The 25,198-nt window shown below is 70.5% G+C and carries 20 protein-coding genes and 1 pseudogene; 14 read left to right on the plus strand and 7 right to left on the minus strand.

Features of this window, described 5'->3' with window-relative positions; all coding sequences use genetic code 11:
- Positions 1-85: 85 nt before the first annotated feature.
- Positions 86-820, minus strand: coding sequence for an alpha/beta hydrolase (locus tag WMF29_RS16775; protein ID WP_437329788.1), 735 nt, complete (start codon positions 818-820; stop codon positions 86-88).
- Positions 821-1,115: 295 nt separating this feature from the next.
- On the opposite strand from WMF29_RS16775, the gene WMF29_RS16780 reads away from it, so the two are divergent.
- From WMF29_RS16780 to WMF29_RS16800, 5 genes are all read left to right on the plus strand, one after another.
- Positions 1,116-1,946 (plus strand): NADPH-dependent oxidoreductase, encoded by an 831-nt coding sequence (locus WMF29_RS16780; RefSeq protein ID WP_437329789.1) that lies wholly within the window; start codon positions 1,116-1,118, stop codon positions 1,944-1,946.
- Between the two features lie 205 nt (positions 1,947-2,151).
- A complete protein-coding gene (locus WMF29_RS16785; protein ID WP_437329790.1) occupies positions 2,152-3,813 on the plus strand; it encodes an FAD-dependent oxidoreductase in 1,662 nt (553 codons plus the stop codon).
- Complete coding sequence (locus WMF29_RS16790) at positions 3,810-4,145, plus strand: 4Fe-4S binding protein (RefSeq protein ID WP_437329791.1); 336 nt, start codon at positions 3,810-3,812, stop codon at positions 4,143-4,145. The genes WMF29_RS16785 and WMF29_RS16790 overlap by 4 nt, the downstream gene beginning before the upstream one ends.
- A gap of 369 nt (positions 4,146-4,514) precedes the next feature.
- Complete coding sequence (locus tag WMF29_RS16795) at positions 4,515-6,569, plus strand: rhamnogalacturonan lyase (protein ID WP_437329792.1); 2,055 nt, start codon at positions 4,515-4,517, stop codon at positions 6,567-6,569.
- A 267-nt stretch (positions 6,570-6,836) separates the two neighbouring features.
- Complete coding sequence (locus WMF29_RS16800) at positions 6,837-8,426, plus strand: hypothetical protein (RefSeq protein ID WP_437329793.1); 1,590 nt, start codon at positions 6,837-6,839, stop codon at positions 8,424-8,426.
- 324 nt (positions 8,427-8,750) lie between these two features.
- On the opposite strand, the gene WMF29_RS16805 is transcribed toward WMF29_RS16800, so the two are convergent.
- Both WMF29_RS16805 and WMF29_RS16810 read right to left on the minus strand, forming a co-directional pair.
- Positions 8,751-8,930, minus strand: coding sequence for a hypothetical protein (locus WMF29_RS16805; RefSeq protein WP_437329794.1), 180 nt, complete (start codon positions 8,928-8,930; stop codon positions 8,751-8,753).
- 54 nt (positions 8,931-8,984) lie between these two features.
- Positions 8,985-10,169 (minus strand): hypothetical protein, encoded by a 1,185-nt coding sequence (locus WMF29_RS16810; RefSeq protein ID WP_437329795.1) that lies wholly within the window; start codon positions 10,167-10,169, stop codon positions 8,985-8,987.
- 645 nt (positions 10,170-10,814) lie between these two features.
- On the opposite strand from WMF29_RS16810, the gene WMF29_RS16815 reads away from it, so the two are divergent.
- The 3 genes from WMF29_RS16815 (at position 10,815) to WMF29_RS16825 (ending at position 12,843) form a co-directional block, all read left to right on the plus strand.
- Entirely contained in the window at positions 10,815-11,135 is a 321-nt protein-coding gene (locus WMF29_RS16815) for a hypothetical protein (RefSeq protein ID WP_437329796.1), read from the plus strand.
- 84 nt (positions 11,136-11,219) lie between these two features.
- Positions 11,220-12,179, plus strand: coding sequence for a TauD/TfdA dioxygenase family protein (locus WMF29_RS16820; protein ID WP_437329797.1), 960 nt, complete (start codon positions 11,220-11,222; stop codon positions 12,177-12,179).
- 88 nt (positions 12,180-12,267) lie between these two features.
- Entirely contained in the window at positions 12,268-12,843 is a 576-nt protein-coding gene (locus tag WMF29_RS16825) for a c-type cytochrome (RefSeq protein WP_437329798.1), read from the plus strand.
- Positions 12,844-12,900: 57 nt separating this feature from the next.
- Here WMF29_RS16825 and WMF29_RS16830 read toward each other — a convergent pair whose 3' ends face one another.
- On the minus strand, positions 12,901-15,171 hold the full coding sequence (locus WMF29_RS16830; protein ID WP_437329799.1) for a hypothetical protein: 2,271 nt from the start codon (positions 15,169-15,171) through the stop codon (positions 12,901-12,903).
- Positions 15,168-16,973, minus strand: coding sequence for a TolB family protein (locus tag WMF29_RS16835; protein WP_437329800.1), 1,806 nt, complete (start codon positions 16,971-16,973; stop codon positions 15,168-15,170). The genes WMF29_RS16830 and WMF29_RS16835 overlap by 4 nt, the downstream gene beginning before the upstream one ends.
- Positions 16,974-17,268: 295 nt before the next feature.
- Here WMF29_RS16835 and WMF29_RS16840 point away from each other — a divergent pair, with 295 nt between their 5' ends.
- The 5 genes from WMF29_RS16840 (at position 17,269) to WMF29_RS16860 (ending at position 23,334) form a co-directional block, all read left to right on the plus strand.
- A complete protein-coding gene (locus WMF29_RS16840) occupies positions 17,269-18,447 on the plus strand; it encodes a ferritin-like domain-containing protein (RefSeq protein WP_437329801.1) in 1,179 nt (392 codons plus the stop codon).
- Positions 18,448-18,498: 51 nt separating this feature from the next.
- Positions 18,499-19,611, plus strand: coding sequence for an SDR family oxidoreductase (locus tag WMF29_RS16845; RefSeq protein ID WP_437329802.1), 1,113 nt, complete (start codon positions 18,499-18,501; stop codon positions 19,609-19,611).
- 1 nt (position 19,612) lies between these two features.
- On the plus strand, positions 19,613-20,704 hold the full coding sequence (locus WMF29_RS16850; protein ID WP_437329803.1) for a sulfotransferase: 1,092 nt from the start codon (positions 19,613-19,615) through the stop codon (positions 20,702-20,704).
- Between the two features lie 251 nt (positions 20,705-20,955).
- The gene (locus tag WMF29_RS16855; protein WP_437329804.1) at positions 20,956-22,833 is read left to right on the plus strand and encodes a c-type cytochrome; all 1,878 of its coding nucleotides are present in this window, start codon (positions 20,956-20,958) and stop codon (positions 22,831-22,833) included.
- Between the two features lie 90 nt (positions 22,834-22,923).
- Positions 22,924-23,334, plus strand: coding sequence for a VOC family protein (locus WMF29_RS16860; protein WP_437329805.1), 411 nt, complete (start codon positions 22,924-22,926; stop codon positions 23,332-23,334).
- Positions 23,335-23,380: 46 nt separating this feature from the next.
- On the opposite strand, the gene WMF29_RS16865 is transcribed toward WMF29_RS16860, so the two are convergent.
- Positions 23,381-24,034 carry a TetR/AcrR family transcriptional regulator gene (locus WMF29_RS16865; protein ID WP_437329806.1) on the minus strand — a complete coding sequence of 218 codons (654 nt, stop codon included), beginning with the start codon at positions 24,032-24,034 and terminating at the stop codon, positions 23,381-23,383.
- A gap of 83 nt (positions 24,035-24,117) precedes the next feature.
- Here WMF29_RS16865 and WMF29_RS16870 point away from each other — a divergent pair.
- Positions 24,118-24,504: pseudogene (locus tag WMF29_RS16870) on the plus strand (FAD-dependent monooxygenase); the annotation flags it as partial.
- A 119-nt stretch (positions 24,505-24,623) separates the two neighbouring features.
- On the opposite strand, the gene WMF29_RS16875 reads toward WMF29_RS16870, so the two are convergent.
- The gene (locus WMF29_RS16875) at positions 24,624-25,154 is read right to left on the minus strand and encodes a hypothetical protein (protein ID WP_437329807.1); all 531 of its coding nucleotides are present in this window, start codon (positions 25,152-25,154) and stop codon (positions 24,624-24,626) included.
- Positions 25,155-25,198 lie beyond the last annotated feature (44 nt).

Consider the following 25,198-nt stretch of genomic DNA (forward strand, 5'->3'; position numbering starts at 1 on the left):
CGGCCCGCGCCGTCGGCAAGGAGATCAAGAGATGGCGAGCACGGCCTCCGTGCGCGCTCGATAACACACGCGCGCCGGGCCCATGTCAGGGGCGGGGCCGCGCGTTCGCGTCGAGCCAGTCGAGCGCCTCGTCCATCACCCGTTCGGCGTCCGGCAGCGCTCCGTGGTGCGCGCCCGGCATCTCCCGGTAGACCGCCGGTATCTTGGCGGCGAGGAGCCCGCTCGCGCCCTCCTTCATGCGGTACGTGGCGTCGAGCTCGCCGCTGATCATCACGGCTCCCCGGACGTGCCGGAGGCGCGCGGCCGAGGGCGTCGTGGGCGCGCCGAGCAGCACCAGCCGCGAATACCGCTCCGGCCACCGCTCTGCGAGCCGCTCCGCGAGATTGGCACCCTGCGAGTAGCCGATGACCACGAGGTCTTCCGCCTCGCCGCCGCACGCCGCCAGCGCGTTCCGGATGCGGCCGTCCTGCTCGTCGACGCCGGGCGAGTACTTGCTGAACACCCGGTCGGCGCCGCAAGGCACGTCGCCCTGGAGCCCGAGCACCCCGCCGTGCTCCCGCGCCGCCCTCGCGAAGGCCTGCACGTAGCCCAGCCCGTGCCCGCACATGCCGTGAAGGAACACCATCCGCGGACACGCGCCGAGCGGCCCGGTGACGACGAACGCCGGCAAGTCGTCTGGCACGGGCACCTCGGTCGCGGCGAGCGGCGGCTCGACGGGTTGCCGCTCGACCATTGTGGGCTGTGCCGGGCGATCCTCCGCGAGCGCGCGTTCCTCCTTGCTACACCCCGTCGCCAGCGCCGCGAGGCCGAGTCCGGACATGGCTATGACGGAAATTTTCATAAGCCTGGCGTTGGGCCACGCTCGACCCACCGCAAGCGCTCCTTCGCGCCCGCAGGAGTTTCCGCTCACCTCGCGAGCAGAGCGGTTTTGCTCTTTCTGACGGATGAATTGTCCGTTATAACGGATATTGACCTGGCTGGCGCGGCTCCCCGGGATCGTCGCGCCGTGCGCCCGTGGCACCGAGGCGCGCAGAGAACAGCCTGGCATCGCCGCAGGGGAGTACGTCCCGCGCTGCGAGAGACGATCGATTGCAAGGACGGCAAGGAGCAGACCGATGAGTGATCGCGGCGTGGCGTATTTCGGCGAGCGGTACGGCGGCGAGGGGCCGGCGCCCCGCTTCGCGCAGTGGAACGAGGTGATCGAGGCGCTGCTCGGGCATCGCTCGGTGCGGCGTTACGCGCCGAGGCCGCTCCCGGAGGGCACGCTCGAGCTGCTCGTGGCCGCGGCGCAGTCGGCGCCGAGCTCCTCGAACCTGCAGCTCTGGAGCGTGCTCTCGGTGCAGGACGCCGAGCGGCGGCGGCGCCTCTCGGAGCTCGCCGGCGGCCAGGCGCACGTGCGCGATTGCGGGCTGTTCCTTGTCTGGCTCGCCGATCTGCAGCGGCTCGGCGAGCTCGCGAAGCACCGCGGCGTGGGGCACGAGGGGCTCGACTACCTCGAGATGTTCGTCATGGCGGTGGTCGACGCGGCGCTCGCCGCGCAGAACGCGCTCGTCGCGGCCGAGTCGCTCGGCCTCGGCACGGTCTACATCGGCGCGCTGCGGAACCACCCCGAAGCGGTCGCGGCCGAGCTCGGCCTGCCACCCCAGGTGTTCGCGACGTTCGGGCTGTGCGTGGGCTGGCCCGACGCGGCCACCCCGGCGAGCATCAAGCCGCGGCTGCCGCAAGAGGTCGTCCTGCACAGCGAGCAGTACGGCGCGTTCGAGCGAAGCGTGGGCGCGCTCGATGCCTACGACCAGCTCATGGAGCGCTTCTATACGAAGGAGCGCATGGGCGTGCAGGGGAGCTGGAGCCGCCACTCGGCCGCGCGCGTCGAGTCGGCCCAGGCGCTGCGCGGGCGCGACCGGCTGCGCGCGGCGCTCCTGGCGATGGGGTTCAAGCTGCAATAGCCGGAGCCCAGCGATCGATGCGCGCGCGAGGTGCCGCGGAGGTGCGCCCGGAGCAGCACCTGGGCAGCAGCCCTTGGTGCCTCTCCAGCAATCAGGGAGCCGCCCACCGGATCGGCGCCGGGAAACAGGCCATGGCATGTCGGCTGCAATTGCAGTGAAAGGGGGCGGACAAGGCAGCTGGCCTGAACAAGGGAGCCTTCCCATCATGAGCGAGGAACTGGGGCCTGAGGGCGAGGGCGGACGCGTCCTCGACGGGAGCGACACGCTGGCGCTGGAGGCCGACGTCCTGGTGATTGGCGGCGGGCCCGCCGGGACGTGGGCCGCGCTCGCCGCGGCGGCGAAGGGCGCGCGCGTCGTGCTCGCGGACAAGGGGTATTGCGGCAGCAGCGGCGCCACGGCGCCTTCGGGGGTCGGCGTGTGGTACGTGCCCCCGGTCCCCGAGATGCGCGAGGCGGCCAAGGCGAGCCGAGAGGGGCTGGGCGGCTTCCTCGCGGACCGGGGCTGGATGGACCGCGTGCTCGACAAGACGTGGGCCAGCGTGAACGACCTCGCGACCTGGGGTTACCCATTTCCGGTCGACGACAGCGGGCAGCCCGTCCGCCGCAGCCTGCAAGGCCCCGAGTACATGCGCCTGATGCGCAAGCGGGTGAAGCTCGCTGGCGTCCGCATCCTCGATCACAGCCCCGCGATCGAGCTCCTCGTCGACGGGAGCGGCGTGGTCGCCGGGGCGGCCGGCGTCTGCCGGCAGCTCGGGCACAGGTGGGCGGTGAGGGCCGGGGCCGTGGTCATCGCCACCGGCGGCTGCGCCTTCCTGAGCAAGGCGCTCGGCACCAACGTCCTCACCGGCGACGGAGGGCTGATGGCCGCCGAGGCGGGCGCCGAGATGTCAGGGATGGAGTTCTCCAACGCCTACGCGATCGCCCCGGCCTTCGCGTCGGTCACAAAGACCCTCTTCTACAGCTGGGCGACGTTCTATTACGAGGACGGGCGCGTCATCGAGGGGGCCGGCTCGCAGCGCGGCCGGTCCGTGATCGCGGAGACCCTCCTCACGCAGCCGGTCTACGCCCAGCTCGACAAGGCCGACGAGGCGCTCCAGGCGTGGATGCGCACGGCCCAGCCGAACTTCTTCCTTCCCTTCGATCGCGCTGGCATCGACCCCTTCCGGCAGCGGTTCCCGGTCACGCTGCGGCTCGAGGGCACCGTGCGCGGCACGGGCGGGATCCGCATCACCAGCCACGGCTGCGCCACGTCGGCGCCGGGGCTCTACGCCGCCGGAGACGCCGCGACGCGAGAGCTCATCTGCGGCGGATTCACGGGCGGCGGCAGCCACAACGCCGCGTGGGCCATCTCCTCGGGCCAGTGGGCCGGCGAGGGAGCAGCCCTGTTCGCGCGCAGCGTCGGCCCGCGCGCCGGCCGGCGCGCGGTGGAGGGGGTCGGCCGCGCCGCGCTCCCGGCGGCGGGCGGGACGAGGCCGCTCGACGCGGAGGGCGTGATCCGGTCGGTGCAAGACGAGGTGTTCCCGTACGACAAGAACCTCTTCCGCACCGCGCAGGGGCTCGCGGCCTCGCTCGACAGGCTCGATGGGCTGTGGCGGGACGTGCGGCAGGCCTGGCCCGGGGCGGCGGTGCGCGAGGCCGTGCGGGCGCGGGAGAGCGCCGCGATGGTGGCCACCGCGCGCTGGATGTTCAACGCGGCGCGCGCGCGCACCGAGACGCGCGGCATGCACAAGCACAAGGACCACCCCGGGCTCGATCCGGCGCAGCAGCGGCGGCTGATCACCGGCGGTCTCGACCACGTGTGGGTGCGCCCCGAGTCGCCGGCGCCGGCGTCGATCGGCGCGGCCGCGGCGGAGGTGCAGGCGCCATGATCGAGCTCGTCAGCGATGCCCGGTGCATCGGGTGTGATCTCTGCGTCGAGGTCTGCCCCACCGACGTGTTCGACCGCGTCCCGGGCGGCGCGCCGGTGATCGCCCGGCAGGGCGACTGCCAGACTTGCTTCATGTGCGAGGCCTACTGCCCGGTAGACGCGCTCTACGTGGCCCCGGAGGCGGAGCGGCCAACCGCGGTGGACGAGGGACAGCTCGAGGCCTCCGGGCTGCTCGGGAGCTACCGGGCCGCGGTGGGGTGGGGCACCCGGCGCAAGCCGGGCGCCGCAGCCGACCAGACGTTCCGCGTCCTCACGGTCGCTCGGCAGAGCTAGAGCGGCGGTCACCCGCTTCGGATACGGGCCCACCTCGACGTTTTCGGTGCTCAGCGCACCGGAGTGCGCTTGCGCGCCGAAAACGCCGATCTGGGCCCGTCTCCTGTGCGGGAGACCGCCGCTCTGCAGCCGCTCTGCTCTGGATGGTGCCAGCACCTGCCGCCCTGAAGGGGCTCGGGCCAGTCGAGCCCGTTGTCCTCAGGTGCGTGGCGGTAAAATTTCAATGCCCGAGAAATCGTGCGTCCCGTGCAATTCTCGTGACTGACTTCGTCCTGCTCTCACAACCTGGGTGAGAAACGAGGCCACCATTCCGCTCACGGCCGGGAGGCGAGGCGCCGACCGGACGATGAGGGGCCGCGCGAGGTATGCATGAGACGATCTATTTTCTTCATTTGCTTTTCGCTCGCTGCCGCTCACCTGGCATGCGGATCGAGCGGTGATTCCGGAACCGGCGCGGGCGGCGCCGGCGGGGAGGGCGCCGGGACGGGCGGCGGCACGACCGGCGCGGCGTCCAGCGGCAACGGCAGCGGCAGCAGCGGCAGCGGCAGCGGCAGCGGCGCGGGCACCAGCGCTGCGTCCGGCAGCGGCGGCGCCGGGACGAGCGCCGCGACCGGCAGCGGCGGCTCGGGCGGCGGCGCGGGCGGCGGGGCGCCCACGGGGTTCGCGCAGATGGAAGACCTCGACCGCGGTGTCGTGGCCGTGCCCACGGACGGCGGCACGTACGTGGGCTTCCGCCTGTTCGGCTACGACCCCGACGACATCGCGTTCAACGTCTACCGCGACGGCGCCAAGGTCAACGATGCGCCGCTCACAAACTCCACGAACCTCGTGGACCGCGGCGGCTCTCCGAGCTCGGTCTACACCGTGCGCCCCGTCGTCGGCGGCGTCGAGCAAGGCGAGTCGGAGTCCGCGCCCGTGTGGAAGGATGGATACCTGTCCATCCCGACGACGCCGCCGCCCGCGGGGGACGGCTACACGTACTCGAGCGGCGATGGCAGCGTGGGAGACGTGGACGGCGACGGACGTTACGAGATCATCCTCAAGTGGGATCCGTCGAACCTCCAGGACAACTCGAAGGCCGGCCGCACCGGCAAGACCTACCTCGACGCTTACTCGCTCGACGGCAAGCGGCTCTGGCGCATCGATCTCGGCGTGAACATCCGGGCCGGAGCGCACTACTCGCCGTTCCTCGTGTACGATCTCGACGGCGACGGGAAGGCGGAGGTGGCCGTCAAGACGGCGCCGGGGACGCGCGATGGGAGGGGCGAGTACCTGAGCAAGGGGCCGGCGGCCGGCGATGACGATTCCAAGGATTACCGCAACAACGACGGCTATATCCTCACCGGCCCGGAGTACCTCACCGTGTTCGCCGGCGACACCGGCGCGGAGCTCGCCACGACCGAGTTCAAGGTCGGGCGCGGCGACGTGTGCAGCTGGGGCAACAACGAGTGCTACGGCAACCGCGTCGACCGCTTCGTCGGCACCGTCGCGTTCCTCGACGACACGGGGCGCCCGAGCGTCGTGTTCGGGCGAGGCTATTATGCGCGCACGACGCTCTCGGCCTGGAACTACCGCGACGGCGCGCTCTCGAACCTCTGGACGTTCGACTCCAGCTCGAGCCGCGCCAACGAGGCGTTCGGCGGCAAGGGCTGCCACTCCATCAGCGTCGCGAACGTGGACGACGACCCGCAGCAGGAGATCATCAACGGCGGCGCCACGTTCGACAACGACGGCAAGGGCCTCTGCGCGGTGAACTACTATGCTCACGGCGACGCGCTGCACGTCACGGATCACATCCCGTCGCGCCCTGGACTCGAGGTGTTCCAGCCGTACGAGGGCGGCGAGTCGCCCGCCTACGCCATGCGCGACGCCCGCACGTGCGAGGTCCTCTGGAAGGGGCCAGGCAACGGCGGCGAGGAGGGCCCCGGCCGGGGAGTGGCTGCGGACGTCGACCCGCGCAGCCCCGGCAGCGAGGCGTGGGTCAACAACAGCGAGCTGCTGGGCGGCTCGGACGGCGATCGCGTCGGGAGCCGCCCTGCGTCGAGCAACTTCCTCATCTGGTGGGACGCTGATCTGAGCCGGGAGCTCCTCGACGGCAATGGCATCCGCCAGGCCGACGGCCAAGGGGCGAACTTCACGGCCGCCGGGTGTACCTCGAACAACGGCACGAAGAGCACGCCGACGCTCAGCGCCGACCTCCTCGGCGACTGGCGTGAAGAGGTGATCTTCCGCTGCGGCGATTCCATCCGCATCTTCACCACGAACCAGGTCGCGACGAACCGGATCTACACCCTGATGCACGATCCGCAGTACCGCGTGGCCATCTCGTGGCAAAACGGCGCCTACAACCAGCCGCCTCACCCGAGCTTCCATATCGGAGAGGGGATGGCCGCGCCGCCGAAGCCGGATATCCACGTCCGCTGAGACTCCGGCGCTGGCAAGTCGCCTCGCTCGACTCGATATCTGAAGCCGACGGCCTGGCTACCGAGTCAAAACGCGTCGAAAGGGCCGCCCTCACTGCACAGTCTGCCTGTGAGCGTTCACATGTCTATAAATACATGATTACAGTACATTCGTTAACACCGTTGACGAAGTTCGCGTGCCGCTGGTAGAGTGGTGTTACCTGCCCGAGGTGAGGCGGGTTGCGCCTGACGGACTGAGCCTAACGGCCTGAGAGCCTGAGAGAGCGACATGCGATTTATCGACTTGCACCAGGGTTCTGCGACCGACCTCCGTACATCGCGGCGGGGCCTGGCCACGCTCGCCGCGCTGGCCGCGTTGTTGCTCAGCGCGTGCGCCGGTGACGATGGCAACTCGTTGAGCGGCGCGTCGGAGGGCGGCGCGGGAGGACCCGATGCGACGGGCGGGACGGGCGGCGCGGGCTCGCAATCGAGCGTGAACTCAGGCTCGGGCGCGGGCTCGGGTGCTGGCTCGCAAGCCAGCACGGGCGCGGATTCGGGCTCGGGCTCGGGGTCCGGCTCCGGAGGCGCCGGTGCCGGTGGCGCCCCGGACGACCATCCTGCGTACGACCACTGCGTGAACGGGTACATGCCCCACCCGAGCGACTCGGATCCCAACATGAAGGATGGCCCGGCGGAGTTCTTTCCGCCCGGCAACAACGATCCGAACATCGTTGATACGACGGTGCAGCCCCAGGTCCTGGACTGGATGTATGAGAACAAGTGGCAGGACGCCCACGTCGAGTGGCACGCGATCCGCGCCTGCAACTTCGGGGGCGCCGGGAGCAAGGTGGGCATCTGCGACTTCAAGCAGCTGGTCCCGAAGGATCAGAACTGTCAGACCGCCGGCGACGGCTATCAGTTCCTCGTGTTTCACCGCCACATGATCCAGGCGTTGCAGCAGCTCTGGCCCAATCATAAAGAGCAGTTCACGGGCTTCACCAAGTTCCCGACCAAGGCGGAAGACGTGCCGCCCCAGTGGCGCTCCGCGTGGAAGAACTGGGACGCGGACGCCCTCGCCGCCGGGAAAATCGGCGATGAGATCGACAAGCCCGAGAACCTCGCGAGGTTCAAGGACGAAGGCGAGCTCGGCTTCTGGCTTCAGTGCAACGTGGGTCAGAAGCTGGCGGGGGCGGCCAGCATGCCGTGGGTGGGGCTCCACTTCGTGCTGCACGCCAAGTGGGCGCGGCCGGGCAACACGACGCACGGTGTGAACAACACCAGCGCGAACATCGACAATTACATGTTCTGGAAGCTCCACGGCTGGATCGACAACGTGTGGGAGAAGTACCGGCTCGCCAAGGGGTTGTTGCCGACGGACAAGAAGCTGAAGGACGATCTCGTCGCGCAGTGTCGCGAGATGGATACCGAGATCAAGATCATCAAGGACAACCTGGACCCCGAAGACGTCAGGGATCCCAATGCGCCTTTGCCGGTGGAGTCCGGGTACTTCCACGAGAAGGTGCGGCCCATCTTCGAGAGCGCGACGAACCTGTGCAGCGGCTGCCACGCCGAGTCGGGCGCCAATGCGGGGCTGTCGCTCGGTGGCCACCTCAGCTCCAGGGAGATCGTCGACGGTTTGGTCAACGTGCCCTCCCGCGACGGCGGTCAGTTCAAGCTCGTCGTCCCGGGCGACCCCGACCACAGCTGGCTCTACCTCAAGGCGGCCGGCAAGGCGGAGGGCGCGGGTTGCCAGCAGACCTCTACGGCGCAGTGCATCTCGGGCGTGATGCCGCCCAGCACGGGGGGGCCGACCGTCAGCCCGGCGCAGCTCGAGATCTTGCGTAAATGGATCGCGGACGGCGCCGCGGGACCGCCCTGATCCTGGCGAACGCTCGAGGTCGGCGGGATCTGATCTGCCGACCTCGAGGGTGAAGAGCCAAGTTCGTCTCAGGCCGACATTGGGGGCTCCGGGGCGCCATCAGCGCCCTTCACCTCGCACCCCGAGGCGTCGGAACATGCCTGGGGCGCTCCGCCTCCCTCCTGTCTCGCATTCCGCCCATCGCTCTCCGCCGTGAGCGGCCGCGTCGCCTCTGCGGGCGCCGGCGCAAGGCACCGCGCTCGGTTCCGCGCCCACGGCAGGCCCCCGTGGCCGAGGCGTCAACCAAGCTTCGCGCCGCGTTCTCCTACATCCGAACGTGAACGTTTACGTGGTCGTGGTCGTGGTCGTGGTCGTTAACGTGGTCGTGGTCGTTAACGTGGTCGTGGTCGTTAACGTGGTCGTGGTCGTGGTCGTGGTCGTCAACGATAGGCCGTGAACGACCACGACCACGACCACGACCACGACCACGACCACGACCACGTAAACGTGAACGTGAACGTTCACGTTGGTGACCGATGGTGAGGTGAAGCGGGGGAGACCGACCCAGGCGAGTCCGTACTAGGGGCCCGGAGGCGGGTAAGTGTCTTCCTTCATCTCCTGGATCCAGCGCGAGACGACCTCCACTCCCGTCTCGTCGACCTTGTGGGTCCCGATCCGCGGCATCTGCCCTTCGAAGCCGCGGAGCACCTGGCGGGCGACAAGCAAGCTGCGCGACGGGTCTCCCGGCCGGATGTCGTACCAGTTGGCGGGGTCGGGGTTCGGGAGCCCCTCGTACTTCGCGTTTTCCGCGGGGCGCTTGTTGATGGCCGTCCGGGCGGCATCCGTGGCCATCACGCTGCCGAGCTCGCTCGCCTCGAGCCGCAGGTAAAGGCCCGTCTTCTGGCCCGCCGACTCGGGCAGGTCGTTGTGACAGCTCACTCCGCAGTTGGCGTGAAGGTAACCGAGCGCCTGGCGCTCCACCTCGTTGCCCGGAATCGTGAGGGCGAGATTGCTCGCGTCCGCGATCACGCCGAGCTCGACCAGCGTCTCGGGCGAGAGCCCCTCGGCGCCGGAGCCGAGCATCAGCGCGTCCCAGCCCAGGACGTAATCGGCGCGTCCGACGTGGCACTCCTTGCACTGATCGCGGTTCGGGACCGTGTGGCCGGTGCCGTAGAGATCTTCCACGCCGAAGTCGTTCTGCATCTGGATGGCCTGCTTCTCGTCCTCGGACCACACATAGCTCGTGTAGACCCAGCCGGCAGCCGTCTTGCGCAGGAGGCGAGTCTCCGCGAGGCGCAGCGCGCCGCCCGCGCCCGTCACGCTGAACTCCTTCCAGAACTGCGTCCCCTCGGGGTAGATGAACGCGTCCGGATTGCTGGTGTCCACGTGCTGCCCTTTCGGGATGGAAACGAAGCGCCGCTTCTTGGCGCCGTCGCTCCAGAGCTCCACGGCAGGCTTGTACTCGAGCACACCGCACGCGAGCTCGCGCTGATCGAAGTTCCCGTAGAGCCCCGTACAGCGCAGGTTCGCCGGCAGCACGCCGTCGATGGGCGCAGCGCAGTCCACGTCGGTGGGCATCGCAAACTCCGCGCAGCTCGCGCCTCCCCCGCCGCCTGCGCCGCCTGCGCCGCTCGTTTGCGCGCCCGATCCGCCGCTGCCGACCGTGGCGCCCGACCCCCCTTCGCCCTCGGGCTGCGCCTGCCCGCCGCCCGAGCTACATCCCGCCGCGAGCAGCAGCGCGCCGACGAGTGAACCGTTCCTCACGACCTGAAAAAGCATGCGCGCAGTCTGCCACAGGAGAGGAGCGCTTGGGAGCGTGGAGTCACGCCTTCGCCGTGCCGCATCGCGCATCGCCCCCGCGCAGCGCGCTTCATCCGGTCAGCGGTCGTCTGCTGTCGGAAGGATGTGAACGTCGATCAATCGACGGTCGAACGGACAGCGCAGCGGGGCCGAGCTGCTGTCGGAGGGATGTGAACGTCGATCAACCGACGATCGCGCGGACAGCGCAGCGGCGGGTCCGACAGAGCCGATAAGGGCAGGGCGCCCTCTGAAAATGTGAACCTATCGAATGGTCCACTCTTGCTGTACATCGTGCGTCCAGCGCCGGATCGTTCAGGGCCCGAACACCCGGCATCGTCTGTCCGCCGCGCTCTTGCGCCGCTCCGGCGCCATGCTCGCGCGGCCGCGGGCGCGGTGCGGCCTCGGCAGCAGGCGCTGCTGACCACGTGCTCGTGACGCAGCACCTGGCGCGCGAAGTCCGGCCGAAGCGCATGGAAATGGCTGGCACGGCGCGTGCGATGCGCGACGCGCGTCGGATCAGCGACCCGGCACGTCGGGCGCGGCGGTGCGCCGCCCGGGCCGTCACCCCGCCGAGTGCGCCCGAGAACAACCTTTTCACGGAGCCGTCGCATGAGTGGTCTCAGTCTCGTCTTCGACACGCCCCACTGGGTCACGGCCGTGGAGCTCGCCGGCTTGCTCGGGGGCGCCGGCTTCACCGTGCAGAAGATCGAGGCCCAGGAGAACGTGCACCATCAGCCGGACGGGCGCTCCGCCATCGCCTTCTCGCAGGCGAGCTCGTTCGGCAACTTCCTCGGCCACCTGCCCGAGTCGCTGCGCAGCGAGGCCATCGAGGACATCCAGCGCGAGCTCGAGGCCTTCCGTACGCCCGAGGGCATCCGGCTCGAGGGGAAGCGGCTCTTCGCCATCGCACACAAACCGGCGTCGCACTGAGCTGACAGGTCGATAGCCGACCCCTGCACCGCGACGCCATTCCAGCATCTTGATCGCTTTTCTCTGCCACGAGGAGAACTCCGCATGAGCGCCACACAGAACCATAGCAACAACGTCCTCGAGATCGTCCCCGTCGCCGGCCGGATCGGCGCGGAGGTGCGGGGCGTGCGCCTCAGCGCCGATCTCGACGCCACCACCGTGAGCGAGATCCGGAAAGCCTGGCTGCGACACAAGGTCATCTTCTTCAGGGGCCAGCACCACCTCGACGACGCCTCGCAGGAGGCGCTCACCACGCTGTTCGGCGCAAAGCCCGTCGCGCACCCGACGGTGCCCGTGGTCAATGGCACCGATTACATCCATGAGCTCGACTCGCGCGAGGGCGGGCGCGCGAACTCCTGGCACACCGACGTCACGTTCGTGGACGCCTACCCGAGGGCCTCGATCCTCCGGGCGCTCGTGATCCCGGCGTACGGCGGCGATACCGTCTGGGCCAACACGGTCACCGCGTACCAGGATCTGCCGCCCGCGCTGCGCGCGCTCGCGGACACGCTGTGGGCGGTCCACAGCAACGAGTACGACTACCAGGGGCGGAAGCCGAACTCGTCGTCGGACGACCTGCGGCGCTTTCAGGAGGTGTTCACGTCGACCGTGTACGAGACCGAGCACCCCGTCGTGCGCGTTCACCCGGAGACCGGGGAGCGGTCGCTCGTGCTCGGCCACTTCGTCAAGCGGCTTGTCGGCGTCTCGTCCCACGACTCGGCGCACCTCTTCCAGGTGCTCCAGGAGCACGTCACGCGCCTCGAGAACACCGTCCGCTGGCGCTGGGCCGCGGGCGACGTGGCGGTCTGGGACAACCGCGCCACGCAGCACTACGCGATCAACGACTACGGCGATCAGGTCCGCGTGGTGCGCCGCGTGACGGTGGACGGGGACGCGCCCGTCAGCATCGACGGCAAGCGCAGCGTCACCCGCAAGAAGGCGCAGCGCGCCCCCGCCGCGAGGAGCGAGAGCGCCGGCGTCGCCGTGGCCGCGGCGACCGCGTAGTCGCCCGAGCCGGGGCGCGTCCGCGGGCGTCAGGGGATCCTTGACGGCCGCGGACGCGTGCGCTTCACCTGCGGCGGAGGAGTGCCCCGTGGGTCCAACTAGCAAGCGCGACGACGCTCGAGACGGAGCGCAGAACACGGCGCACGTCGTGGTGATCATGCTGATCGTGGCCTTCGGCGTGCTCGCGCTGCCGTGGATGGTCCTCCGGAAGCTGGACGCCCGGACGCCGACGGGCGGCGTGACGGCCTCCGGCGTCCCGGACGAGGACCTCGCCCAGGGCGGCAAGATCTATTATCGCTCGTGCGCCAATTGCCACCAGGCGAGGGGGGAGGGGAAGCCGGGCCGCTATCCGCCGCTCACCGGCTCCTCGTGGCTGCTCGAGGACAAGGAGACGCCTATCCGGATCACGCTGCTCGGCGCCGCCGGCCCGATGGAGGTGAACGGCGCCCTCTACAACGACGTGATGCCCAACCTCGGCGTCACGCTGTCGGACGAGGACGTCGCGCTGGTGCTCACCTACGTCCGGTCGAGCTGGGGGAACAGCGCGCCCGCCATCACGCGGGACGAGGTCGCGAAGGTCCGCGCCTCGCTGGGAGACCGGATGGAGCCCTGGGCCGGTGGCGCGGCGCTGTCGGCGGCGCGGGAGACGCGCGTCCTGCCCTGAAGAGCGCGGGCGATCGGAGCGGGCCGCCGGGGAGGCGCTTCCAGGCGCCGAGCGCGGTCACTGCCGAACGGGCTCCTGCAGATCCACCCCGAAGTGCTCGCGGTAGCCCCGCCGCGCGGCCTCGCGCAGCTCGTCGTCGCCGCGGCTGAACTGCTCCTCGAACGCCTGCGCGTACGTCTCGGGATCGACCTCCCGCGCGCCGGAGCGCAGCCTCTTGCCGGAGAGCGTCTCGAGGACGAGCGTGGCCACCCGGTGCTCGGCGCCGCCGCGCGCCACGACGCCGAAGGGGAACAGGTGCACGAGCGTGAGCTGCGGCGGCGCGTCGCCGGCCGTCATCTCGGCGATGTACGCGGAGAGCTCGCGGCTCACGCGGTCCTGCGCCTCGTCGGAGAAGCCGGCGAGCAGCTCGGTCACCGCGGGCGAGAGGGGCAGGTGAGGGCCGTCGATCTGGTGCTGGAGCTCGTGCCGCTCGGTGCCGGCGAGCACGGCCCGCTCGAGCGTGGAGCCCAGGCGCTCGCGCAGCTTCGCGAGCGCCGCGTCGCAGCGCGCGAGGGCGCCGGCGTTGGCCCCGGCCGCGCCGCCCGCCGCCGCGTGGCACGTCGCGCCCTCCTTGTCGAACCGCTCGGCATACGACCGCACCTCGGATCCGAGGACGAGCGCGAAGGGATCCTGGTCGCGCGAGAAGCCGAGGTGGACGCGGGGCTCGCCCGTCATGGGCTCGACGAGGAGCGTCGCGAAGCGGTCGTCGCCGACGCGGTAGGCGTGGACCTCCTTCACCCGGTAAGGTGTGGTGTAGAAGCGCCGCGTGGCGCCGTCGGTCGAGACGCCGAGGTGGACGGACGCGTCCAGGTAGTACCCGAGGCCGGCGCGTCGCGCCGCGTCGTTGACCTCGGCGACGAGCCGGCCGAACGCGCGGCCGGAGAGCTCGAGGTCGTCCACCTGACCGGCCAGCGCCGCGAGCGCCGCGGCGACGTCCTTGCCGTCGGGCTGCGCCCTGGCGACCGTGAGCATCTCGCGGCTGCGCGCCCTGGTCAGCACCTGCGCCTCCGCGCCCGTGCCCTGCGCGTCGCGAGCGTGCGCGTCGCGGGCGATGCGCGCGCGCTCCCAGCTCGGCAAGAGCTCGCCGTACACCTTGTCCCATTCGGTCGTGGGCGCGCCGAGCCTCCAGTCGACGCCCTTCGGCGCGGGGCGGCCGAGCACCAGCAAGGCGCCGAGCAGCGCGGCGACCGAGGCCGCGGCCGCGCCTGCCGCTGCGATCGGCCGCGCGCCGCCGCCATCCGCGCTGGCCCCGATGCCTGGTTCCAGCTCGGCTTCGGGCACCATCACGCCGAGCGCGAGCACCTCGATCGCGGAGGCGAGCACCGCCACGACCGCGGCGAGCAGGAGCGCGAAGAAGGCGACGGCGCCCGCCTCGACGCCCCAGCCGCCCGAGAGGAACGCGCGGTACACGAAGAGCAGCATGAGGCCGGGCATGGCCCACACGGCCGCGATCGCGAGGCCAGGGTGCTCGCGCCGGGGCACGCGGCGCACGTAGGCGAGGCCCAGCAGGGCGATCGCGAGCGGGCCGAGCACGAACAGCAGGACCATGCCGTAGCCGAGCTGGAAGCGGGCGTCGGGCAGCGTGGCGACGAGCACGGCCGCGCGAGCGATCGTCTGCGCGGGGATCTCGCCGCGGGACGGCCAGAGATAGAAGACGAGCGCTGCGGCGACCGACGCGGCGAGCAGGGCGCTGCCGCCCTTGCGCGCCCGCGCGTGGAAGCGCAGCACCACGCCCGCCGAGGTGAACGCGAAGACCGCGAGGAACGGGGCCGGCCGCGTCAGCAGGCTGTCCGGCAGCGGCAGCATGTCCCACGCGGAGCTCCGGCGGCCGATCCACACGGCGACGTTCACGGCCACGAACGCCGCGAGCACGGCGATCGCGCGCGACGTCGGCCGCTCGACGAGCAGGCCCGCGCGCCGCTCGGTGCGCGCGCCGAGGAAGAGCAGCCACAGGCCGGCGATCGCGGGCGCGAGCGCGGCGACCTGGGCGGCGGGCGCGAGCTCGGGGAGCACGCTCCACACGAGGATCCCGTGGCCGTAGGCGACCTCGTACGGCACCAGCGCCGACAGCGCGAGCGCGAGGCCGCTCCACAGGCAGCGCGCGCGCAGGCGCTCGGCCGACATGCGGTAGAACATCGCGGTCGCGACGCTCTCCTCGCCGGGAGGAGCGCTGGCGTTCTGCGGCGGGGCGCTGGCGTCCTGCGGCGGGGCGCCGGCGCTCTGCGGCGGGGCGCCGGCGCTCTGCGGAGCGCCGCCGCCGTGCTGCGGAGGGACGGGGGGCGCGCTCACGGCTCGACCGACGCGCTCGCGATGCGCGAGATCGACCGCTTCTGCGGGAACACCGGGTCGCGGTACCGCACCTCGAACAGCACGCGCTTCCCATCGGCGGAGAACCGCGGCGCCCGCTCCGCCGCGGAGCCCACCGTGAGCTTCTTGATCTCGCCCGTGGAGAGCGCCAGCACCGCGATGTCCGTACCGCCCGCGCCCCTCGTCTCGAACGCGACGCGCGCGGCGTCGGGCGAGAACGCGGGCCACGAAGCGCCGCCCGGGGCCGCGTACACCTTGCGGCGCCACGTCGCCGTGTCGATGACCGCGAGCCCCGGCTCGTCGCCGTCGACGACGCACACGATCTTCGTCCCGTCGTTCGACGCCGCCGGGTTGCGCAGGTCCTCCCCGGGCTTCGCGCGGAACGGGCGCTCGATCGACAGCGGCTGCTTGCCCACGTCGACCACCGCGAGGTGCGGCGCGTCGTCCTCCGACGCGTCGGGCACGTAGACGAACACGAGCCTCGTCTCGTCGAGCCACGCGAACCCGCCGAGCGACTGATTCTCGGTGTGGAAGCCGAACACCTCCTTGCCGCCGTCGGTGTCGAGCACCATCAGATCGGCCTGCGCGCCCGCCTCCGGGCGATCGTAGACCGCCACGAACCTGCCGCCGGGGGCGAGCTTCGGGTCGACGAACCGGTGCTCCGGGTCGACGCGCACGCGCTTGCTCTGCCCGGATCGGTCGACGACCGTGATCGTCTTCGCCCAGCCGAAGAAGTCCTCCACCAGCGCGGCCCGGTCGCCGTCGCGCTGCGACGACGGATACGAGTACACGTGATAGCCCCTCCACATCGGCTTGACCGCGCCGGGATCCGTCGTCGGGACGGCCGGCTGATCGAGCGGCCGCCACTCGACCGTCTCCAGCGCTTCGCTGCGGGCGAGGTCCCTGGACCTCACCGAGTGGAACACCGAGACATCGGCTGTCTTGACGAAATACCCGCCCTCGGCCGTGCCCACGAGCAGGTCCTCCGCCGCCTGGGGCGACAGGAACGTCACGCGCCCCTGCTCCTCGGCCTCGACCTCCTTCGCGCGGGCGGCGTATGCGGCGGCGGCCCGGTCGAGGTTCGCGGCGCGGTCCTTCACGAACCTCCGCGCCGACGCCAGCCGCTCCAGCAGCTTGATGTCCGATCCCTCCGTGATCTCGCGCACCGAGGGGTGGTCCATGAGCTGCGCGATCACCGCGTCGAGCGCCTGGGACGCCATGGAGTTCGCGAGCAGCGCCATCGCGCGGTCCTTCTTCGTCGCCCCGGAGTAGCCGCGGATCCGCCCCTCGGTCGATGTGCCCTTGTCGAGGGACGTGAGCGTCACCGGCGCGTCGACCCGGAGCTCGAAATACCCCTCCTTGACCGGGTGCTCCACGATCTCGGGCGCGAGGCGCGCCTCGATGATGAAGCCGGCGCCGAGCGCCCTCGCGGCCTCCCTCGGGTCCTTGGCGCTCTCGAGCGCCTTCACGACCTTCGGGTCGCCGCCCTTCACGGGATCGAACCCGAGCTCCGCGAGGTGCTCGCCGAGCTCGTCGGCGAGCCTCGCCGCGGGCTGCGACCCTTCCCACCAGTAGCCATCGAGATCGATCGCCACGAGGATGCGCAGCGGATCGGCCGTGGTCATCGAGCGGAAGGCGAGGAGGCCCACCGCCGCGATCACGAGGCCGAGCACCGCGAAGACCGGCCAGAGCCTGCGCTTCGGCACGAGCGCCTGGAGCGACTCCGGCGGTTCGGCCTCGGGGGCGGGGGGCTGCGCGTCGGTCGGGGGTCGAGGCTCCTCCATGGAAAGGGACGTGCCCTATCCGCGAGAGGGCGTAAAGCTGCGTGAGCGTGGCGCGCGGGAAGGACGCTGGCCACGCTGCCCGGGAGTCCGCGCTTCTTACGGCCCGCCTGCCGACGCTGCATGAACAGGAGTGGAGGGGCCGGCCTCGGGAGGAGCCCCGCCTTCGGGCTGGCCGCCCCCCATGACTGCCTGACCATACTCTCCCGGCGCGGGGGACTCGAGATTGGCGTGAATTCCCGGGAGGCATGCGTCGTGCAAGCGGGTCCAGACCTATTCTTCATCAACGAGGTACCTGATGACCACCGCACATGCTTTTCGACGCACGCTTGCATATCGCCTCTTCGCCCTGCTCGCGCTCCCCGCTGCGGGTGGCGCGACCGGCTGCGTCACCGCCATGAGCAGCTGTCCCGAGGATCCCGAGCCCATCTCCAAGGTGGCCTGTTTCGCGTGGCCGCAGGACGGCGCGGGTGGCGCCGGAGAAGCCGGCGGCGCTGGGGAGGCCGGCGGCGCAGGTGGCGCAGGTGGCGGCGGGGGCGAGCCTGTCGCGTGCCCCGCGCGACCGGAGGCGCAGGAGATCCTCAATCAGTCCGCGTTCGGGTCGCACAGCGTCAGGAGCGATGGATCGCTCGAGGACGGGCAGTGCTGCTATCAGACGTCCTTCATCCCGATGTGCGAGGGGCGCCCGTACCTCGTCGAAGAGGCCGCGCGGACAGCGCCGTTCGTCCGCGCCCGCGGGAGCGCCGGCTGGGGCGCGGCGGAGGCCCTGACACCGCGGATCGATCATCTCACCGCGGACCTGCGGGAGGCGCTGGCCGCGGCGTGGACGCGCGACGCGCTCTTCGAGCACGCGTCCGTGGCCTCGTTCGGCCGCTTCGCGCTCGAGCTGCTCGCCGCGGGCGCGCCGGCCGATCTCGTGGAGGAGGCGCACCGCGCGGCGCTCGACGAGGCCCGCCACGCGCGCCTCTGCTTCGCCCTCGCGAGCGCCTATGCGGGCGAGGTGATCGCTCCGGGCGCGTTTCCCTTCGACGGGCGGGTGGAGGTCGAGGCAGACCTCGCGTCGATCGCGGCGCGCGCCGCGAAGGAGGGCTGCATCGGCGAGACCATCGCGGCGGTGGTCGCGGCCGAGGAGCTCGGCGCCGCGGAGGACCCGGCTGTGCGGAGCGCGCTCGCGATCATCGCGGCGGACGAAGCGCGGCACGCGGAGCTCGCGTGGGGCACGGTGGCGTGGGCGATCCGCACGGGCGGCGAGCGGGTGCGGGCGGCGGTTGAGAAGGTGTTCGCGGGGCTCGGGCGCGCGGAGCTCGGGGGAGGCGACAGCGCAGGAGGTGCGCAGCTCGCGGCGCACGGGCGGTTCGGCGCCGCAGCGCGCGGCGAGGCGGCCGCGCGCGCGATCGAGGAGATCGTGGGGCCGGCGTCGAGGTTGCTCCTGGCAGGGCGCCCGGACGAAGCTGCCCAGAGCGCGATGACGGCTTGAGGGCGGGGCCCTTCCGCTCGCCCTGGCCACGCGATACGCTCCCTCTCCGCCATGAAAGAAGCGCATCTCGTGACCGGGGCGACGGGGTTTATCGGCGGTGCGCTCGTCCTGGAGCTGCTGCGGCGGACCGATGACGACATCGTGGCGATGGTCCGACCCGGCGACACCGGGGCGGTCGAGAGGTTCCGCCAGTCCATCCATCATGCTGCGAGCCTCTACGAAGCGACCGATGTGCTCGCGAAGCTCGACAGGTGCCGTGTCGTCGCCGGTGACGTCGTCGAGCAAGACTGCGGCCTCCGCGAGCCGATCGGTGCTCGCGTCGCGCAGGTGTGGCATGTGGCCGCATCGCTGCAATACGAGAATCGTCACGTGGACGTCATCAGGGCGACCAACGTGGAAGGCACCCGCCGCGTCCTCGCCCTCGCGGGTCAGCTCGGGGCGGGGACGTTCAATTACATCAGCACGGCGTACGTTGCAGGGCGCGCGACGGGGGCGATCCCCGAGGTGCGGAGCCGCGGCAACGCGACCAACAACCACTACGAGCAGAGCAAGATCGACGCCGAGACGCTCGTCGCCTCCTGGGCGAACGGGCGCATTCGTATCTTTCGCCCCAGCATCGTGGTGGGGCACAGCCGCACGCTCGGGGCGACCTCGTTTTCGGGCTGTTATGGCTTCTTTCGCCAGCTCGTGCAGTTCCGCGGGATGATCGAGCGCACCCAGAAGGGCTTGCTGTCGCGGTCCCCCGTGCGGATGAGGGTCGACCCGGATGGCGACCTGAACCTCGTTCCGGTCGATGCGGTCGTCCAGGAGGCCGTCGGGATCGCCCTCCAGGACGCGTGCGAGGGCGTGTTTCATCTGACGCATCCATTCCCATGGAAGACCGGCGCGACGGTGCGCACGATGTTCGAGCTGCTCGGCATGCACGCGCCCATGTTCATCGACCGGCGTGACGACTTCTCCTGGCTCGACCAGCAGCTCGACAAGCGGATGGATTTCTACGGTTCGTACATCATCGGTCACAAGCATTTCGAGCGAATCCGCACCGACGCGGCGCTCCGGGGGCGCGAGCGTTTTGCGTACGCCGAGGTGCCCCTCGTGGCGCTCTGCCAGTGGTACCTTCAGGTCCTCGAAGAGACCCGCAAGAACCTCCCGGTGGCTCGCTGACATGGGCGCGTTGGCACCGCTCTTCATCGTGGGGACGGGGCGCTGTGGGTCGACCATGCTGTCGAACCTCGTGCGCCGGCATCCGGACCTGCTGAGCATCTCCGAGTTCTTCTCGGCGGCCACCGACCTCGGTGGACGGATCTCCCTGTGTTTCCCGGACCATCCGATCGACGCGGACGAGCTCTGGCGGATCGTCGCGGGCATCCAGCCCAAGCTGGCGACGATGCGGCGCCACGACGTCATGATGGACGAGGTGCTGTATCGACCGGCGGCGCTCCCGCGCTTCGGCGGCGTGCCGGGCGTGCCGGCCATCCTGGAGACCGCGCTTCCGCATCTGTGTGATGAACCGGAGGCGCTGTTCGACGAGCTCGAGCGCTTCGTCTCCACCCTGCCTACGGCGGCGGTCGGCCAGCACTATCAGCAGGTGTTCGGGTTCCTCGCTCACCGCTTCGGCAAGCGAACATGGGTCGAGCGTTCCGGGGGCTCGTTGCGGCTGGTTCGCCGGCTGATCAAGAGCTTTCCCGATGCTCGTTTCGTACATCTGGTCCGTGACGGCCGCACCTGCGCGATCTCGATGAGCCGTCACCTCGGGTTTCGCATGGCGTTGATCGCGGTTCAGCTGACCGAGATCCTCGGCGTCGATCCGTGGGAATCGAGAGACCGCGCCTACGTGGACGACGTGCCCGAGGAGCTGCTCCCGTTCTTGCCCGAGCGCTTCGATCGCGAGGCCTTCCTGCGCTACGAGACGCCGCTGCCGCTGTGCGGTCATTACTGGTCCGGCGAGATCGTGACAGGGCTCGACGAGCTCTCGGGCGTCGCGCCCGGGCGGCTCTTGACGCTTCGTTACGAGGACTTCGGCCGAGCGCCGCGCCCGACCATCGCTCGCCTGATGGAGTTCATCGGCGTCGACGCCGATGACGCCTGGATCGAGCGCATGGCGGGCATCGTGCGTCCGGCGCGCTCGCGCTTCAGCGAGCTCGCCCCCGGAGAGCGACGCGCGTTGATGGACGCGTGTCAGCCTGGCTTCGCCGCGCTCGCGGAGCTGTATTCCGCCGAGGTCGCGGAGGCGGCCGTGGGCGAGGTGCCAGCCTGATCGCCGCGTGTGGAACGACGGCAACACCTGGCTTTTTCAGCGTATCTATTTTGCGTCTCCCAGCACGATTCCGGCAGTCGGAAGTCTGTGCCCTGGGCGGAGACTGCGGATCCTGCTGCATGGACGCGCCCCCCTGAATTCGGCGCGTCCGCTGCGATCTCGCTCATTTCGGGGAGAGGTGTCGTCGTCATAGGCTCGGCGCACGACCCCGGCAACCGTCTTGCATAGCCGCGCCGGTCGCAGGAGGCACAATGAAAGCTCACTTCGGCGCGGGGCTCACCGCGCTCGTCGCCATGATTGCGGCCATCGCCGGGTGCACGGTGCTCGACGGTTATGACGATCTCCCGTGGGACGACACCCAGGGGTTACCGGACTCCCCGACGCGAGATCCATCCCCCAAGGTCTCCGCGGTGCCGCCTCCCCCGATCAGCGGCGGGACGCTCCTTGTGACCACCGACAAGGCGTTTGCCATTGCGGCGGATCCGGACCGCGACAGGATCTCCATCGTCGATCTCGTCAGGTCCAGGGTGCACGGGATCCTCCCCCTGGAGAAGGACGACGAGCCCGGGCGTGTGGTCGAGGGGGCGGCTGGCTCCGTTCATGTGGCGCTCCGCCGCGGGGGCGCGGTGGTCACGATCGATCTCGCGACCAAGAAGATGCACCGCAGGCCCGTGTGCCCCGCGCCCCGCGGGCTCGCCTATGACGCGTCGACAGACCTGCTCCACGTCGCGTGCGCGGGCGGCGAGCTCGTGACGCTCTCCTGGGACGTCGCGGCCCCGCCGGTCCGCGAGCTCCGCCTCGACGGCGACCTGCGCGACGTGGTCGTCGAGGGGGACTCGCTCCTCGTGAGCCGCTTCCGGTCCGCCGAGCTCCTGGTGGTCGCGAAGGACGGGACCGTTGTCGAGCGCATCAGGCCGCTGGCGTACATCCCGGGTGCGCTGTACGACGGCGCGAACGACACGCGCGAGTTCGCGCCGGCGGTGGCGTGGAGGATGGTCCCGCTGCCTGGGGGCGGTGTGGCCATGGTGCACCAGCGCGCCCTCGTCACGCCCATCGAACCTGCGGGGGCCGGCAGCTACTACTCGACGGATTGCAGACAGAGCGTGATCCATACGGCGGTGACCGTCACGCGACCGTTGCCCAGCGAAGGCGATCCGTCGGACCTTGTGCTGTCCAGGCATGGTGTGGGCGGCATCGGGGTAGGGGTGCTCCCGGTCGACATCGCTGTGTCGCCGGATGGGCTCAGCGTGGCGATCCTGCAGGCGGGCAGCCGCGATCTCGTCGTGACGCCGCTCGAGACCCTCGAGCGGGAGGACGGGATCGAACGCTGCGCGCTCGCCCCCGACCAGGGCCGCCCCTTTATCGGCCCCAGCGGCGAGCCCATCGCCGTCAGCTACTTCGGAGCGAACAAGCTGCTCGTGCAGCTACGGGAGCCCCCGGGCATCCTGAAGGTCTCGGCCCTCGACGGCGTGAAGTTCGGCATGATCGAGCTTCCCGGTGAGAGCCGGCTCGACGATGCCCATGCCCTCTTCCACGGCAACCGCGGTGGAGCCCTTTCCGTCACCTGCGCGTCCTGCCACCCGGAGGGGCATGAAGATGGTCGTGTATGGAACTTCCAGCCCGTCGGACCGCGCCGCACACAATCCTTGTCAGGCGGCGTCCTCGCGACGATGCCGTTTCACTGGGACGGTGACCTGGGATACTTCACGGGCTTCATGGAGGAGGTGTTCGTGAAGCGGATGGGCGGCTCGCTTCCGGACGGCGAGCACCTCGACGCGTTCGCGGCGTGGCTCGACACGATCAAGGCCCTTCCCCGGTCGAAGCCGGCGGACGAGGGCGCCGTCGCGCGCGGCGAGGCGCTCTTCAACGACCCGACCCTGGCGTGCGCGACGTGCCATTCCGGCGAGACGCTCACGAACAACCAGACCGTCGACGTGGGCACGGGCAAGCCCTTCCAGGTGCCCTCGCTCCGCGGGCTCGCGGCGCGCGCTCCGTACATGCACGACGGCTGCGCCGCGACGCTCCACGACCGCTTCGGCCCGTGCGGTGGAGGGGACCGACACGGCGTCACCTCGGCGCTCGCGCCGGCTCAGATCGACGATCTCGTCGCGTACCTCGAGACGCTCTGATCCGATGGCTCCCGGCCCGCGCCGGGCGCCTCGCGCAGCCGCGAAGCGCCCTGGCTTGGGGGCGACGTGCCCAACAGCTAGACTCATCGCATGTCAGACCTGCTCGTCAACATCGATGTACCGGCGCTCGATCCTGCCATCGCGTTCTACACGCGTGCGTTCGGCTTGCGCGTCGGGCGGCGCTTTGGTGCCTCCGGGGTCGAGCTCCTCGGCGCGGCGGCGCCCATCTACCTCCTGGTGAAGCCGGCCGGCAGCGAGCCAGCCGTCGGTGCGTCTCCGCGCGACTACCGCCGCCACTGGACGCCGGTCCACCTCGACTTCGTGGTCGACGATCTCGAGGCCGCCGCGCGCCGCGCGCAGGAGGCAGGCGCGGTCCCCGAAGCCGATATCGAGGTGGCGGCGTGGGGGCGCATGCTCCGCCTGGCCGATCCCTTCGGCCACGGCGTCTGCCTTCTTCAGTTCAGCGGCCGCGGTTACGACGAGATCGCCACGTCCGGCTGAGCGAACGGGTCATGCGGGGCAGCCGCCATCGGCGGCCTCGGCGAGATCACGTGTCCTCCCGCCCCGCGCCGGCGCGTGGCGCTGGGGTCTGCTTCCCGCGCAGGTAGCGCTCGAGCAGCTGCACGAGCTCCTCGGCCAGCGCGCCGGAGCGCACGTCGTCGGGCCGCTCGACGATCGCCTGATGCACGACCGCGTGCGCCGCGGTCTGCATCATCCACCACGCGAGCTCCACCTCCGGCGCCGGGCAGCCCCACGCCGAGAGGAGCTGCTTTGCCTCCTCGAGCAGGAAGCCCTCGCTCGCCGCGGACCGGGGCGCCTTGATGCGCGGCATCTGCTCGAGGAACACGCGGTGCAGCTCGGGCTCCACGGCGTGGGCGGCGATGCCGGCCTCCACGATCGTCCGGACCACGCGGTCGGGCGACTGCCCCTGATGCGCGGCGAGCACCGCGGCCGCGGCCGCGCGGCCCTGCTCGATGTGCCGGCGGTGGAGCTCGGCCACGAGCGCCTCCTTGCCCGGAAAGAACTGGTAGAGCGACGCGACGTTCACCCCGGCCCGCTGGGCCACGCGGTTCGTCGTCAGCCGCGCGTACCCGTCCCGGACCAGAATGTAAGCGGTCGCCTGCAGGATCGCCTCGACGGTCGCGCGCGACCGGTCCTGCGTCGGCTGTTTCCGCGGCGTTATGGCGTCCCGCTTGCGCATGGAACCATGCTGGCAGAACGCAAGCTGACGAGGCAAGCGACAGCTTCCAAGATGGCGTGACTTCACCTGACAGGAGACAGCCAATGAATCCGTCGCAGAGCACGCATGTCCTCATCGCGGGGGCAGGGCCCACCGGCCTGACCCTCGCGTGCGACCTGGCCCGCCGTGGCGTGGCGTGCCGCATCGTCGACAAGGCGCCATCCCATTTCGCCGGCTCCCGCGGGAAAGGCGTGCAGCCGCGCACCCTCGAGGTCCTCGACGATCTCGGGGTGCTGGACGCGGCGATGGCCGCCGGAGCCCCTTACCCGCTGATCCGCGCCTACGACGGCGGCGCGGTGCTGGGCGACTGGGCCATGTTCGAGCGCCGCGCGCCGACGCCGGACGTGCCCTATCCGAACATCCTGCTCCTCGGGCAATGGCGGACGGAGGACTACCTCCGCCCGCTGGTCGGCTTTGTTACGGCTGAGGTTGGCTGTACGCTGAATCCGAACTTCTCGTGCACCGCGACGGTGGCCGTCTACGCCGAGTGAGGTTCGACCAGTCCGCGCCACGGAGCGAGGAGCCTAACGACGACGATGGCAGCGCCCGATCAATACCCGCGCCAAAGCCGCTTCAGTCGTGCGAAAAGTCCTCGTTGCGCGTGCGCGCGAGGAACAGGGGCGACAGGCTCCGGAGGGTCGAGGTACTCAGCAACCATCAGCAACGGGCCAACTTGCACATTCACCGGTTTTCCAGGCCCCTCGGGGGACGTGCGCTGTCCGAGCTGCCGTAGTATCTTGAAGGTAGCGCTGCGTTGGAACATCGCTTGCCGCTGCGCTTTCGAACATCGCTCCGCCACCGACATACACGCGGCGAAGACGGGCTCTGCCGCCAGGGGTCGATGCTCGAGGGAAGCGACGCCGCTCGACGGGCGGTGAACACTGTAGTGGTCGGGCCACGTGATCTTCTCGCTTCGCAGCCAGACTCGCGCCGCTGAATTCGGCGCGAAGGCGACCACGCGGCGCGCGACCGCCACGTCAGCGCCCGCCTCGAGCAAGATCTCCAAAAGCTCCGAATCGGCGATTGTGTTCCTGCGCGCGACCGCCTTGAACACGACGCTAACCAGTTTTTCGAGATCCACGAACACCCGCTTAGCACGGACGCGCGTCTGTCTCACGCCGAGCG

The sequence above is a fragment of the Sorangium sp. So ce381 genome, assembly GCF_051473845.1.
Lineage (GTDB): Bacteria > Myxococcota_A > Polyangia > Polyangiales > Polyangiaceae > Sorangium > Sorangium atrum.

What these genes read in the sequence shown, in the direction of transcription:
- WMF29_RS16775 (WP_437329788.1), bottom strand. Translation starts at nt 820, where the DNA reads ATGTCCGGACTCGGCCTCGCGGCGCTGGCGACGGGGTGTAGCAAGGAG.
- WMF29_RS16780 (WP_437329789.1), top strand. Translation starts at nt 1,116, where the DNA reads ATGAGTGATCGCGGCGTGGCGTATTTCGGCGAGCGGTACGGCGGCGAG.
- WMF29_RS16785 (WP_437329790.1), top strand. Translation starts at nt 2,152, where the DNA reads ATGAGCGAGGAACTGGGGCCTGAGGGCGAGGGCGGACGCGTCCTCGAC.
- WMF29_RS16790 (WP_437329791.1), top strand. Translation starts at nt 3,810, where the DNA reads ATGATCGAGCTCGTCAGCGATGCCCGGTGCATCGGGTGTGATCTCTGC.
- WMF29_RS16795 (WP_437329792.1), top strand. Translation starts at nt 4,515, where the DNA reads ATGAGACGATCTATTTTCTTCATTTGCTTTTCGCTCGCTGCCGCTCAC.
- WMF29_RS16800 (WP_437329793.1), top strand. Translation starts at nt 6,837, where the DNA reads ATGCGATTTATCGACTTGCACCAGGGTTCTGCGACCGACCTCCGTACA.
- WMF29_RS16815 (WP_437329796.1), top strand. Translation starts at nt 10,815, where the DNA reads ATGAGTGGTCTCAGTCTCGTCTTCGACACGCCCCACTGGGTCACGGCC.
- WMF29_RS16820 (WP_437329797.1), top strand. Translation starts at nt 11,220, where the DNA reads ATGAGCGCCACACAGAACCATAGCAACAACGTCCTCGAGATCGTCCCC.
- WMF29_RS16835 (WP_437329800.1), bottom strand. Translation starts at nt 16,973, where the DNA reads ATGGAGGAGCCTCGACCCCCGACCGACGCGCAGCCCCCCGCCCCCGAG.
- WMF29_RS16840 (WP_437329801.1), top strand. Translation starts at nt 17,269, where the DNA reads ATGACCACCGCACATGCTTTTCGACGCACGCTTGCATATCGCCTCTTC.
- WMF29_RS16845 (WP_437329802.1), top strand. Translation starts at nt 18,499, where the DNA reads ATGAAAGAAGCGCATCTCGTGACCGGGGCGACGGGGTTTATCGGCGGT.
- WMF29_RS16850 (WP_437329803.1), top strand. Translation starts at nt 19,613, where the DNA reads ATGGGCGCGTTGGCACCGCTCTTCATCGTGGGGACGGGGCGCTGTGGG.
- WMF29_RS16855 (WP_437329804.1), top strand. Translation starts at nt 20,956, where the DNA reads ATGAAAGCTCACTTCGGCGCGGGGCTCACCGCGCTCGTCGCCATGATT.
- WMF29_RS16860 (WP_437329805.1), top strand. Translation starts at nt 22,924, where the DNA reads ATGTCAGACCTGCTCGTCAACATCGATGTACCGGCGCTCGATCCTGCC.
- WMF29_RS16865 (WP_437329806.1), bottom strand. Translation starts at nt 24,034, where the DNA reads ATGCGCAAGCGGGACGCCATAACGCCGCGGAAACAGCCGACGCAGGAC.